At 61.4% G+C, this 12789-nt stretch carries 15 protein-coding genes; 10 read left to right on the forward strand and 5 right to left on the reverse strand.

Annotated elements, in window-relative coordinates; translation table 11 throughout:
• Nucleotides 1–79 precede the first annotated feature (79 nt).
• From ACS0VV_RS04615 to ACS0VV_RS04655, 9 genes are all read left to right on the forward strand, one after another.
• Complete coding sequence (locus ACS0VV_RS04615; RefSeq protein ID WP_483531552.1) at nt 80–2374, forward strand: S9 family peptidase; 2295 nt, start codon at nt 80–82, stop codon at nt 2372–2374.
• 105 nt (nt 2375–2479) lie between these two features.
• Complete coding sequence (locus tag ACS0VV_RS04620) at nt 2480–3505, forward strand: aspartate-semialdehyde dehydrogenase (RefSeq protein WP_483531553.1); 1026 nt, start codon at nt 2480–2482, stop codon at nt 3503–3505.
• Entirely contained in the window at nt 3502–4041 is a 540-nt protein-coding gene (locus ACS0VV_RS04625; protein ID WP_483531554.1) for a hypothetical protein, read from the forward strand. The genes ACS0VV_RS04620 and ACS0VV_RS04625 overlap by 4 nt, the downstream gene beginning before the upstream one ends.
• Before the next feature lie 85 nt (nt 4042–4126).
• The gene (locus ACS0VV_RS04630) at nt 4127–4675 is read left to right on the forward strand and encodes a hypothetical protein (protein ID WP_483531555.1); all 549 of its coding nucleotides are present in this window, start codon (nt 4127–4129) and stop codon (nt 4673–4675) included.
• Entirely contained in the window at nt 4675–5436 is a 762-nt protein-coding gene (locus ACS0VV_RS04635; protein ID WP_483531556.1) for an alpha/beta fold hydrolase, read from the forward strand. The genes ACS0VV_RS04630 and ACS0VV_RS04635 overlap by 1 nt, the downstream gene beginning before the upstream one ends.
• A 66-nt stretch (nt 5437–5502) precedes the next feature.
• A complete protein-coding gene (locus tag ACS0VV_RS04640; RefSeq protein ID WP_483531557.1) occupies nt 5503–6510 on the forward strand; it encodes a YncE family protein in 1008 nt (335 codons plus the stop codon).
• A 35-nt stretch (nt 6511–6545) separates the two neighbouring features.
• The gene (locus tag ACS0VV_RS04645; RefSeq protein ID WP_483531558.1) at nt 6546–7577 is read left to right on the forward strand and encodes a YncE family protein; all 1032 of its coding nucleotides are present in this window, start codon (nt 6546–6548) and stop codon (nt 7575–7577) included.
• The gene (locus ACS0VV_RS04650; RefSeq protein ID WP_483531559.1) at nt 7574–8509 is read left to right on the forward strand and encodes an NAD(P)H-binding protein; all 936 of its coding nucleotides are present in this window, start codon (nt 7574–7576) and stop codon (nt 8507–8509) included. The genes ACS0VV_RS04645 and ACS0VV_RS04650 overlap by 4 nt, the downstream gene beginning before the upstream one ends.
• Nucleotides 8506–9033, forward strand: coding sequence for a hypothetical protein (locus ACS0VV_RS04655; RefSeq protein WP_483531560.1), 528 nt, complete (start codon nt 8506–8508; stop codon nt 9031–9033). The genes ACS0VV_RS04650 and ACS0VV_RS04655 overlap by 4 nt, the downstream gene beginning before the upstream one ends.
• A gap of 117 nt (nt 9034–9150) precedes the next feature.
• On the opposite strand, the gene ACS0VV_RS04660 is transcribed toward ACS0VV_RS04655, so the two are convergent.
• The 4 genes from ACS0VV_RS04660 to rpsF form a co-directional block, all read right to left on the reverse strand.
• Nucleotides 9151–9735, reverse strand: coding sequence for a phosphoribosyl-AMP cyclohydrolase (locus ACS0VV_RS04660; RefSeq protein WP_483531561.1), 585 nt, complete (start codon nt 9733–9735; stop codon nt 9151–9153).
• A 287-nt stretch (nt 9736–10022) separates the two neighbouring features.
• On the reverse strand, nt 10023–10646 hold the full coding sequence (rplI, locus tag ACS0VV_RS04665) for a 50S ribosomal protein L9 (protein ID WP_483531562.1): 624 nt from the start codon (nt 10644–10646) through the stop codon (nt 10023–10025).
• Nucleotides 10647–10661: 15 nt separating this feature from the next.
• Complete coding sequence (gene rpsR, locus ACS0VV_RS04670; RefSeq protein ID WP_483531563.1) at nt 10662–10886, reverse strand: 30S ribosomal protein S18; 225 nt, start codon at nt 10884–10886, stop codon at nt 10662–10664.
• On the reverse strand, nt 10886–11251 hold the full coding sequence (gene rpsF / locus ACS0VV_RS04675) for a 30S ribosomal protein S6 (protein WP_483531564.1): 366 nt from the start codon (nt 11249–11251) through the stop codon (nt 10886–10888). Before rpsF ends, rpsR begins: the two co-directional genes overlap by 1 nt.
• Before the next feature lie 225 nt (nt 11252–11476).
• Here rpsF and ACS0VV_RS04680 point away from each other — a divergent pair, with 225 nt between their 5' ends.
• Entirely contained in the window at nt 11477–12445 is a 969-nt protein-coding gene (locus tag ACS0VV_RS04680; protein ID WP_483531565.1) for a DUF808 domain-containing protein, read from the forward strand.
• Here ACS0VV_RS04680 and ACS0VV_RS04685 read toward each other — a convergent pair.
• On the reverse strand, nt 12442–12741 hold the full coding sequence (locus ACS0VV_RS04685; protein WP_483531566.1) for a hypothetical protein: 300 nt from the start codon (nt 12739–12741) through the stop codon (nt 12442–12444). The two genes, ACS0VV_RS04680 and ACS0VV_RS04685, sit on opposite strands and share 4 nt — an antisense overlap.
• Between the last annotated feature and the right edge of the window lie 48 nt (nt 12742–12789).

The following is a 12789-nucleotide window of genomic DNA, read 5'->3' on the forward strand; positions in this document are numbered from 1 at the left end:
TTTCGTGCGCCTTTTCATTGTCAGTGCAGGTTCGGGACATTAGGCTCATCCGAAACTATCGGAGAGGTCTTTTCCTGCAATGCGTACATTTCTCGCCGCGCTCGCCGCGACAACCATGGCAACCCCTGTGATGGCGCAGGATATGCAAGAACCTGCGCCCGAACTCACTTTCGAACGCGTCTTTGCCAGCCCTTCATTGAACGGCGCGACACCGCGGCAGGCGAAGCTTTCGCCCGATGGCCGCTATCTCACCGTACTGCGCAACCGCGAGGACGAGCGCGAGCGGTATGATCTGTGGGCCTATGACCGCGAGACCTCCGAATGGTCGATGCTGGTCGATAGCGAGGCCTTGGGCAGCGGGCGCGCGCTGAGCGAGGACGAGCGGATGCAGCGCGAGCGGGCGCGGGTGGGCGATCTGCGCGGGATCATCTCTTACCAGTGGAATGCCGACGGAAGTAGTATCCTCGTGCCTCTCGACGGGGATCTTTATCAAGTACAAATCGGTGTCCGCCACGTTATGCCAGTCGTTGGCGCACCACCTGCTGTCAGTGCAGCTGAAAATCGCGTAACGCGCTTGACCGATACCGAAGAAAGCGAACTCAATCCCTCTCTCAGTCCTCAATCCGGCTATGTCTCTTTCGTGCGCGACCGGCGACTTTGGGTCGGCAGGGTGGGCGACGAAACCGGCCCGATCACGCCCGCCGAGGAAGACACGATCCGCTGGGGCGAGGCAGAATTTGTTGCGCAGGAGGAAATGAGCCGCCTGACAGGGTACTGGTGGGCCCCGGATGACAGCCGCATCGTCGTCCAGCGCACCGATGAAAGCCCCGTCGGCATCGTCACCCGCGCGGCCATCGGCGCTACTGGCACGCAGGTCTATGACCAGCGCTATCCGGTGGCGGGCAGCGCCAATGCGATTGTCCAGCTGTTCGTGATGGACCCCGATGGCGGAAACGCGGTCGAAGTCGATCTGGGCGCGGAGACTGACATCTATCTCGCCCGCGTCGATTGGGCACCCGATGGCAGCGCGATCTATGTTCAGCGCCAGAACCGCGAGCAGACCGTGCTCGATATGCTGCGCGTCGATCCGGCAACGGGCGCGAGCGAGGTGTTCTTCACCGAGAATGCGGCGATGGAGGATTACTGGATCAACCTGTCGGACAATTACCGTTTCCTCGATGATGGCCGCCTGATCTGGTGGTCGGAGCGGGACGGGTTTGGGCATCTCTATCTGCTCGGGCCTGACGGCTGGCAGCAACTGACGCAGGGCGAATGGGTGGTCACCAGCCTGGTCGGCGTCGATCAGGATGCGGGCCGCGTGTTCTTCCAGGGCACGCGCGACGATGTGCTGGAACAGCACGTTTACAGCCTCGATCTCGCCAATCCGGCGACTATCACCCGCCTGACCGAAGCGGGCTTCACCCATTCGGCGAGCATGGACGGGGCGGGGCAGACGATGCTCGTCAGCCGCTCCAACGACAATACGCCGCCGCAAATCTACATTGCCGACCAATCGGGCGCGCGCGTGGCGTGGGTGGAGGAGAATGCGCTCAACGCCGATCACCCCTACGCGCCCTTCGTCGCCAGCCACCGCCCGACGCAATATGGCACGATAGCAGCCGAGGACGGCACGCCGCTCTATTGGGAAATGGTGACGCCGGAGATGGAGCCGGGGCTGCGTTATCCGGTGTATTTCTACCATTATGGCGGGCCGGGGCCGCAGATCGTCAATCGCGGCTGGGATGGCGCCTTGCGGCAGGCCATCGTTGATCGCGGCTATATCTGGTTCGCGCTCGACAATCGCGGGTCGAACAATCGCGGCGTCGCGTTCGAGCAGCCGCTTTACCGCGCGATGGGCGGGGTCGAAGTGCGCGACCAAGCGGCGGGCACGGCCTTCCTGCAAACGCTCGATTTCGTCGATCCCGACAAGATCGCCATCGATGGCTGGTCATATGGCGGCTATCTGACGCTGAAGCGGTTGCAGGCGGAGCCGGGCGTCTATGCCGCAGGCATCAGCGGCGCGCCGGTGACGCGGTGGGAGCTTTACGACACCCACTATACCGAACGCTATATGGGCACGCCGCAAGCCGACGGTGAGGCCTATACCACGGCGAGCGCGATCCCGAATGCGACCGGCATCACCGATCCGGTGCTCATCATCCACGGCATGGCGGACGACAATGTGGTGTTCGAAAACGCGACCGAGATCATCTCGGTCTGGCAGGAGAACAATGTCCCCTTCGAAATGATGCTCTATCCCGGATACACGCACCGCGTTTCGGGCGAGCAGATTTCGCCGCATCGCTACAACACCGTGTTCAACTTCCTCGAACGCCACGGGGTGACCCCGCCGGAGCCTTCGGCGGAGGACTGATCGGGCGCGATGGGCCTGTCCGGTATCTGCTGAAACCGCAATTCCTGTTGCACCTGCGAACAGGCACGCTAGTCAGGCGCTCCCTTTCAATGGAGCGAGCGAGTCATGGGTTACAGGGTTGCGGTTGTCGGAGCGACAGGGAATGTCGGGCGGGAAATGCTCGCCATTCTGGCGGAGCGCGAGTTTCCGATGGACGAGGTGGCGGCGGTCGCCAGCTCGCGGTCAACCGGCATGGAAATCGAAGTCGGCGATTCAGGCCGCATGGTGAAGTGCAAGAATATCGAGCATTTCGATTTCACCGGCTGGGATATCGCGCTGTTCGCCTGCGGCAGCGAGGCGACCAAGACCTACGCGCCGAAGGCCGCGGCAGCGGGCTGCGTGGTGATCGACAATTCCTCGCTCTACCGCATGGACCCCGATGTGCCGCTGATCGTGCCAGAGGTGAACCCCGATGCGATCGACGGCTACACGCGTAAGAACATCATCGCCAATCCCAACTGCTCGACCGCGCAGCTGGTGGTGGCGCTGAAGCCGCTCCACGATGCCGCCACGATCAAGCGAGTGGTGGTCAGCACCTACCAGTCGGTCTCCGGTGCGGGCAAAGCGGGGATGGACGAACTGTTCGAACAGAGCCGCGCAATCTTCGTCGGCGATAAGCCTGAACCCGAGACCTTCACCAAGCAGATCGCCTTCAACGTCATCCCGCATATTGATGTGTTCATGGATGACGGCTCCACCAAGGAAGAGTGGAAGATGGTCGTGGAAACCAAGAAGATCCTCGATCCCAAAATCAAACTCAACGCCACCTGCGTGCGCGTGCCGGTGTTTGTCGGCCATTCCGAAGCGGTCAATATCGAGTTCGAGAACGAGCTTTCCGCCGAGCAGGCGCAAGATATTCTGCGCGAAGCCCCCGGCATCATGCTGGTCGATAAGCGCGAGGATGGCGGATACGTCACTCCTATTGAAAGCGCGGGCGACGGCGCGACCTATATCAGCCGCGTGCGCGATGATCCCACGGTCGATAACGGCATCACGCTGTGGTGTGTCAGCGACAATTTGCGTAAGGGTGCAGCATTGAACGCGGTGCAGATCGCCGAACTGCTCGGCCGCCGCCATTTGCAAAAGGGATGAGCGTGAAACACCTCGCTTTCGCACTAATTCTTTCAAGTGCGTTGGCGGCTCCGGCGTGCTCGCAATCCGCACCGTCAGCCAATGGGCCAAGCGGCGGAAACGCGATTACGATCGAAGGTATTTTGCTCGACGGGTCAGGTGTGACGCTTAATCACAGTGCAGGCGGTGACACTCTGGCGTTCGGCACGCCGCGTGCGCAATTTATCGAAATGGCACAGGCAGCTTTCGGCGCTATCGAAAGCACAAGCGCGTGTAGCGACGGCTCCGGTCAGTCGGTTAAATATCCGGATGGATTTTCAGTCACTTTTGCCGAAGATCGCTTTGTCGGTTGGCGGAGCGTGCAGACCAGCGACGATTTTCTCTCCATGCGCCGTTCTTGGTTCCAGAACGAGCCGAACTTCACAGTCGGTGAAATGGGGGTAGAGGGACTTCCTTTTTCGTACGGGCCGAACGGTGCCGAAGTGCGCGGATATTTCGCCAGTGACGCGCCGGATGCGCTGCTGTTGAGCCATGAAGCAGGTGACAATTGCAGCTAGACCGTTCATTAGTTGCGCAATTGCCGGATCGGTTCGCTCGCGCCAATCCTGACACGAACAAATAACCCGTCACGGAGCCTTTATCATGCGCGCCACTCTCTTTTTTCTCTTCCCGCTTTTCGCACTCGCCGCCTGCACGCCGGGCGAGGAGGCTCCGGCAGAGGATGCAGCGACAGAGGCGGCAAGCGAAGCGCCGGAGGATGCGACGATCGATCTGGGCGCGGGCGGCATTACCATCCCGGCACAAAACGGGTTCGAACAGCTCGCCGCGCCCTTCGGCTCGGCCCGCGCGGCCACCGAAGCGACGCTGGCCAATGTGGTGGGCGCTTCGACAGGCGGACATGACGGCACCGGCGATTGCTGGCTCAAGACGACTGAATATGCCGGACTGACCCTGTCGTTTAACGCCGAGGACGAATTCGTCGGCTATTACGCGACCGCACCATGGTCGGGCACCGGGCAGCGCGCCGATATGCTCGCCAATCCCGAAATCACCATGGTGGAAGACAGCACGCTGGGTGAGGAATTCACTATCGGCGAAGGCGAGGCGATCATCTCCGGCCTGTTCACCGGCACAGCGGACGATGCGACCGTCGAAGCGCTGTGGGCAGGCGAGAACTGCATTTTCCGGTGATGGCTGAGCTCACGACGCAACACATCCCCAGCTTCGACGGCACCCGCCTCGCCATCCACCGGCTGGGCGAGGGTCGGCCGGTGTTGTTGCTGCACGGGCTGTTCTCCAGCGCGCAGGTCAACTGGATCAAATACGGTCACGCTGCTGCGCTGGCGGAGGCGGGGTTTGAATGCATCATGCCCGATTGGCGGGTACATGGGGGCAGCGATGCTCCGAACGATCCCGATTCCATCATGCCCGGTGTGTTAGTGCGCGACAGTTTCGCCATGGTGGAGGCTTTGGGCCTCACCGATTACGATATGGTCGGCTTTTCGCTCGGGGCGCGCACGGCGGTGAGCAATGTCATTGCGGGGCTGACGCCGCGCCGTCTGGTGCTTTCGGGCATGGGCCTGGAAGGCCTCACCAATTGGGAGAAGCGCGTCGCCTTTTTCATCGATATGATCGACCGTTATGACGAGATCGAGCGCGGTGATCCGGCATTTATCGCCAAGGCTTTTATGACCGCGCAGGGCATCGACAAGGATGCGGCGCGCCTACTGCTGACCAAGGGCGTCGACGAAATCGACGTCTCGAAGCTCGCCACCATCGCCATGCGCACCATGGTGCTGATCGGCGATGAAGACCGCGACAACGGCTCCCCCCAACGTCTTGCCGATGCGCTGCCCGATGCCTTTGTCGAGGTGATTCCGGGCAACCATATGAGCTGCGTGATGAAAGCGGAGCTGGGCGCGGCGATTGTGCGATTTCTTTCTGCGGAGTGACTTGCTGCAAAATATCAAGGTTCGGCGTGAACCATTTATGCAGTCTTCGATGAAATAGCTGTTCGCATGAAGCGCCTCGCCATTCTCGCCGCCGCCCTCGCTCTGGCTTCCTGCGCGCAGGAACCCGCGCTGCATTTCGATCCGCCCGAAGGCACTCTCTTTGTCGCCAACAAATATGACGGCAGCCTTTCGCGCATCGATCTGCTGACGGGCGAAGAGACGCACCGCGCTGACACGTGCCCGGACAATCACGAGCTTACCATCTCGCCCGACGAGCAATATGTCGCGGTAATGTGCTATACGGGCCGGACCATCGAAATCTATGCGACCAGCGATCTCGCCCCCGTGCGCATAGTGGAATTGCCCGAAGGCGCGCTTCCCCACGCGGCGCATTGGCTGCGCAATGATCGCCTGATCGTGAGCGCAGAGGGGCGCGGGTCGATGATCTTTGTCGATTTCGCGAGCGGGCTGGAAGGCGAAGCGACGCTCACCGAGTTCGGCGGAACCGAGGGCCCGCCATGGCCCACCGGCGCACATCTGTTCGCGGTCTCGCCCGATGTGCGATTCGCCTTTGGCACGATCATCCCGCGCGGCGATGTAGTGCGCTACGATCTGACCACCGCTACCGATGCCGCGAGCCGCCGGATTGGCGAGACGATCGGCTCGCCCGCTTTGTCACCCGATGGGGAAAGCCTGTGGGTCGGCTCGCATACCGATAATCTGGCGATCCGCCTCGATCCCCTGACGCTGGAAGTGCAGGCCGAGGTCGAGACCGGCGCGCTGCCGATCCGGCTGGCGTTCCACCCCTCGGGCGATTTCCTCGTCAGCTCGAATTTCGCAGGCGGCGATCTGACCGTGATCGACGTGGCGACGAACGAAGTGGTGCGGACGATAGAGGTGTCGGGTGACGCGGAGGCGGAGCAGGTGAATCTGATCTTCAGCGCCGATGGCAGCCGCCTCTATGCTTCCGAAACCGCCAGCGGCACGATCGCCGAGATCGACTGGGCGAGCGGCCAGTTGCGGCGTCGGTTGGAGGCAGGCGCGGGCGGGGACGGGATTGCGTTGATCGAATAGCCGCGGCTTTCCTTTGCGAAGCCGATGCGGCAAACGTGCTCGCATCGGCTTTTGCACCGGAGGAAACCATGCGCCTGCTCTCGCTCACCGTTCTCGGCCTCGCGCTCGCCGCTTGTGCGCCGGCTAAGGTCGAAGCACAGTCTGTGTCTTCGGCGCAAGGCACCGGCACGCTGTTCGTCGCCAACAAACGCGGCGCGAGCCTCAGCCGGATCGATCTCGCCACCGGAGAGGAAACCCACCGCGCGGAGACGTGTGAAAATCCGCACGAGCTGACGGTTTCGCCAGATAATATGCTTGTGTTGGTGGCCTGCTATTCAGGAAGCAATGTACTTATCTTTCATACGAGAGATCTGAGCCCGGTAGATGACATAGTCCTTGGTGAAAGCGCGAGGGTACATAGTGCGCTCTGGCTGGACAGTTACATGGTGGTAGCGGGTGCCGAGGGGCGCGGAACGCTCTTCACGATCGACGGCCTCAGTGCGAATGATGCGATGCTATCCGAGATGGGCGCTGGCGGCCTAGGTCCGCATCTGGTTGCGGTTGACGAGGATCGCAATATGGCCTGGGGCACGATCATCCCGACCGGCGAGGTGGTGCGCTATGATCTTGGTGCATTGGACGAAGTGGCCCGTACTCGTATCGGCAACCAGATCGAGGCGCTCGCGCTGTCACCCAACGGGGAAAGCCTGTGGGTCGCCTCGAATGTGGACAGCATCGCTTACCGCCTCGATCCTATGACGCTGGAGGTGCTCGCCGAAGTGCCGACTGGTGAAGTTCCGATCCGCCTCGCCATGCATCCGTCCGGCGATTACGTGGTCAGCAGCAATTTCGGCAGCGGCGATTTGACTGTGATCGACACGCGCAGCAATACCGCTGTGCGCACTATTCCTGTTTCGGGCAGCCGCGACGCGGTGCAAGTAACGCTGGTGTTCAGCGAGGATGGCTCGCGCCTCTACGCCGCCGAAACCGCGACCGACACAATTGCCGAGATCGACTTTGCGAGCGGCGAAGTCCTTCGCCGCATCGCCACGGGGCCAGGCGGCGACGGCTTGGCGGTGATCGATTGAGCGACACTTCGCCCAAGCGCGTCTGCCTGTTCGGAGCCAGCGGCACGATTGGCGGCGCGGTTGCGCGCCAGTTGGTGGCGGAGGGTTATGCGACGGTTTGCGTCACGCGCTCGGCATTCGCTATCGATGGAGCGAGGACTGTTCAGGCCGATATCACGGAACGTGCGAGCATTGCGCAAGTGCTGGCCGAGACCCGCTTCGATGCCGTCATCTCCTGCATCGCCTCGCGCAGCGGGGTGCCGGATGATGCCTGGGCCATCGATTACGCCGCCAATTCCGCGATCCTGAAGGAGGCACAAGCGGCGGGGGTGGGGCAATTCATCCTGCTCTCCGCCATTTGCGTGCAGAAGCCGCAGCTGACCTTCCAGCAAGCCAAGCTGGCGTTCGAGGCGGAGTTGCAGGCATCCGGCCTCACCTGGTCGATCATCCGCCCCACGGCCTTCTTCAAGTCGCTGAGCGGGCAGGTGGCGCGCGTGGCGAAGGGCAAGCCCTTCCTGCTGTTCGGCAATGGCGAATTGACGCGCTGCAAGCCGATTTCCGATGCCGATCTGGCGCGCTTCATCGTGTCGGCGCTAAATGATCCCGCCAAGCACAATCGCATCCTCCCCATCGGCGGTCCCGGCCCGGCGATCTCACCAAAAGAGCAAGGAGAGATGCTATTCGCGCTATTGGGTAAGGAGCCGCGCTACCGCCGCATCCCGCCGCGCGTGATGGATGCGATCATCGCGGGTTTGTCACTCGCCGGAAGGTTTTCCAAACGCGCAGCCGCCAAGGCCGAATATGCGCGTATCGGGCGATATTATGCGACCGAGTCCATGCTCGTCTGGGATGCGCAGCGGCAGGCCTATGATGCTGATGCTACGCCTGAATTTGGTGAGCAGACGCTGCGGGAGCGCTATGCGTCTCTAATGAAAGTGGGAGGCCAAGAATGAGGACCTCGCTGAGATCAGCCGCCGTCGGTTTCGTTGTCACGGCAGGGGTTTATGGAATCGTCTTTCTCGTCGCATATCTGCTCGCCCCGATGTTTTCCGACAACGTCATCGGGAGCCGCGAATACGGAACGCCTCAAGCATTGGAGGAGGATCGCCGATGGGTAGTTTTTGGTATGCAGTCACTATTGCGCGCGGCCATTGTGCTGCTTTGGCCGGTTTTTGGTGTCTACTGGATGTTGGCGGGCCTATTGGGCAAAGGTCGCGTCGCTCGCGCAAAAGTTGCAAATTGGGTGTTTATTGCAGGATGCGCCGCGATGTCGCTGGTTATTGCCAATAGCTATTTTTTCTGGGCGGAAACTTACTGCGACCAGTTGCCATACCCGCATGAGGGGTTTCAATTGATGCGTATCCATGAGTGCCCAAGTAGCGGGATGTTTTTCAGTGGTCTTTCGCTGACAAGCTTTGTGTTGCTCCTTGTCAGTCTTGTCGTACGCATCGCAGAATCGCGAAAGTCGCCTGATTAGTCCAAGCCATTACGCGATAACACAAATGCCCCCGCCGTGGTTGGTACGGCGGGGGCATCCTTTTGTCCGGAGCCGATGGTGGAGAGTCAGCACCGGACAGGGGTGTGATCGTCCCGTTTACTCAGCCGAGAAGGGGAGCGAGCTGTGGTGGAGGACGATCACGAGATCGCCGGCATCGTTGCGCTCGTAACCGAAGGTGTATTCCACCTTGGTGTCGTTGCCGTCGGTGTCGGTGAAGTAGTAATTGCCCATCGCCATCGCGGTGTTGGCATCTTCATCGATGATGGTGCCTTCGTTTTCCCAGCGTACGGCCGTCCACGGCTTGATCGCAAAGCCGCCATCCTCGGTGCCTTCGGCGCCGATGAAATAGGTCAGCGCTTCATCGAACGTGCCGCGGAACTGGTCGACGGCCGCCAACGTCGGCTTGAAGAGCACGGTCATGCCGTCTTCGTAGCCGTAAAAGGTGTTGATGTGGTTGGTGGCCGCCTCGGCCACGTCGCCACCTTCGGTGCTCACCGCGCCGATCGCGACAATGCCCTCGCCCCAAGCGGTTTGCGCCGCAGCAACGTCTTCGGCAGTGATCGGAGCGCCGGCTTCAGTGGCCTCGGTACCTTCGCCGCCCTCGGTCGCGGCGGTTTCACCACAAGCAGCCAGAGCAAGCGCGGCGGCGCCGGCCAGCGAAACAGAAACAATCTTCTTCATCAGTTACTTCCCTTCTTCGCTCCGCACCCAAGGGCACGGAGTCACGATTGCATTCGGTCAGGGGCACTAGCGATGTTGGGAGATGTTCCCGGCCCCTGCTATTCGTTGCAGTCCGACATCACGCGGCATTGCTGCACGCGCCAGAGGGGCCCGGTCCTGCTACGCGTAACAATGCAACATCCCGCAGGGGGTTCCCGGTATCTGAAAATTTTTTTCGCAGATACGAAAAAGGGCGCCGCCATTGCTGGCAGCGCCCTGATTTTCTTGCATAAACTGTGACGAAAAAATCAGCCTTCGGCGGCTTCTTCACCGTCGGCAGTATCGTCAACTTCCGGAGCGGGCAGATCGCCAAGCTCGTGATCGGGGTCGAGCTCGTGCTGGAAGCCGGCTTCGGCATCGGCAGCGGCTTCTTCAGCGGCGGCCTGCGCGAGGATGTTGACACCCTGGCGCTGCAATTCGGCTTCGTCGTCCGAACGGGCGACGTTGGCTTTCACCAGCACTTCGACTTCGGGGTGCAGACGGATCGTCACGTCGAACATACCGATCGTCTTGATCGGTGCGCCCATGATGACCTGACGCTTGTCGATGGCGTGGCCCTGTTCGGTCAGACCAACAGCAACGTCGCGCACATTGACCGAGCCGTAAAGCTGGCCGGCATTCGATGCGGCACGGATCAGGACGATCTCTGCACCGGCAACCTTTTCGCCCTGCTTTTCGGCTTCGACACGCTTTTCGGCGTTCTCGGCTTCCAGCTTGTCGCGGTTGGCTTCGAAGACTTTCTTATTGGCTTCGTTGGCGCGGAGGGCCTTCTTCTGCGGCAGCAGGAAGTTACGGGCGTAGCCGTCCTTCACGGTGACAACATCACCGATCTGGCCGAGGCCGCCAACGCGTTCGAGGAGGATGATATCCATGGTTCCGGTCTCCCCTTACTTCACGACGTAGGGCAGCAGGCCCAGGTGACGGGCGCGCTTGATCGCCTTGGCCAGATCACGCTGCTTCTTGGCAGAAACGGCGGTGATACGGCTCGGCACGATCTTGCCACGTTCGGACATAAAGCCCTGCAGCAGGCGCGTGTCTTTGTAATCGATTTGCGGAGCGTCCTTGGCCGCGAACGGGCAGGACTTACGGCGGCGGTAAAACGGACGAGCCATCAGTCACGATCCTCCCGGTCTGCGCGCTTCTTCTTATCGCGATCGTTCTTGCGCATCATTACGGACGGGCCGTCTTCATGCTGTTCGACAGCGATGGTGAGCCAGCGAATGATATCTTCGTTGATGCGGTTCTGACGCTCCAGTTCAGCCACCAGGCTGCCAGGGCCGTCAATATTGAGCATCACGAAATGCGCTTTGCGGTTGCGGTCAATCTTATAGGCGAGGGACTTGAGGCCCCAGGTCTCGGTCTTCACGACCTTGCCGCCATTGCTTTCCACGATTTCCGTGGCGCCGGCAGCAAGCGCGTCAACCTGAGCCTGGCTCAGATCCTGACGCGCGAGGAACACGTGCTCGTAAAGAGCCATGTGCGCTTCCTTTCACTTCCATGCCGATCGCTGACATTGGCACGGCGAATTCCGCACACGTCCCTCCGGCTTTCTTCGATTTTCCGCGGCGGGGCTGCGTGCCCATACGCTACGGAAGGCGCGCACATAGCGTGTTGCTCGCCAAACGCAAGCGATTTGCGGGCTTGCAGCAGGGCAAGCGGGAGGGCAGGAGATTGCCCGAGCACGAAAAAGGGAGTTTCCACCATGCCATCAGGCCTCGCTGCCCTTCTTGACGACATTTCCATTATCGCCCGCGCGGCATCGGCTTCGGTCGATGATATTGCCGCTGCGGCGGGCAGGGCGGGCTCCAAGACGGCGGGTGTGGTGATCGACGATGCGGCGGTGACGCCAAGCTATGTCACCGGGCTGGAGCCGGCGCGCGAACTGCCGATCATCTGGAAAATCGCCAAAGGCAGCTTTTTCAACAAGCTCATCATCCTGCTTCCCGCAGCGCTGCTGCTGAGCGAATTCCTGCCATGGGCGATCATGCCGCTGCTGATGCTGGGCGGGGCGTTCCTGTGTTATGAAGGTGCGGAAAAGGTGATCGAGAAGCTCGGCGGGGCGAAGCACGGCAAGAACCTCGACAGTCCGATCGAGAACCCCGAAGAATTTGAAAAGGAGCGCGTGGCAGGGGCGATCCGCACCGATATGATCCTATCGGCCGAAATCATGGCCATCACGCTGAGCGAGGTCGCAACCGAGACGCTGCTCACCCGCGCGGGCGTGCTGGCAGTGGTGGGGATAATCATCACCGTTGCGGTCTATGGCGCTGTCGCGCTGATCGTGAAGATGGATGATGCCGGACTGCACTTGTCGCGTGAAGGCCGCACCGAGGCGGGGCGCAATTTCGGGCGCGGGCTGGTGAATGCAATGCCGCATTTGCTGACCCTCCTGTCCGTTGTCGGCACGGTGGCGATGCTGTGGGTCGGCGGCGGGATCATCATCCACGGCCTGCACGAGCTGGGCGTGCTGTTCCCCGAAGAGGCGATCCATTCGGCGCAGCACTGGGTGGAGCACGTGGCAGGCGGAATTAACGGCGGATTGGGCGGCGTGCTGGGCTGGCTGACCTTTGCCGGCGCTTCGGCGCTGGTCGGGCTCGCGTTGGGGGCGCTGATCGTGTTCGTCCTGCACAAGGTGCTGGGTTGGGGCCACACGGAGGCGGCGGCGCACTAAGCCGCCGCGCGCCGCGCCTTGCGCTGATCCTCTATCCACGCATCCTTGCCCGCCCAGCTGCGCCCGTCGCTCGCCTCGACGCGGCCATCGGGGTGGAGCACGAACCACGGCTCGTCATCCACGGCGCGCGGATCGAGCACCATTGGGGTAAGGCTGCGATCCTGGTTCACCTGCCAGCCGAGCACATTGCACGAGACCAGATCGACCAGATTATCGTCGAAATAGGCGGAAACGAGATAGGTGCCGGGCGCGGCATCGAACAGGCCGGTACCTGACGGGCGATAGTTCTTCTGCATCGGATAAGGCGCGCTCCGGTTGGTTTACACCACCTTACCGGCGCAAAG

Source organism: Aurantiacibacter sp. KMU-128 (genome assembly GCF_056933515.1).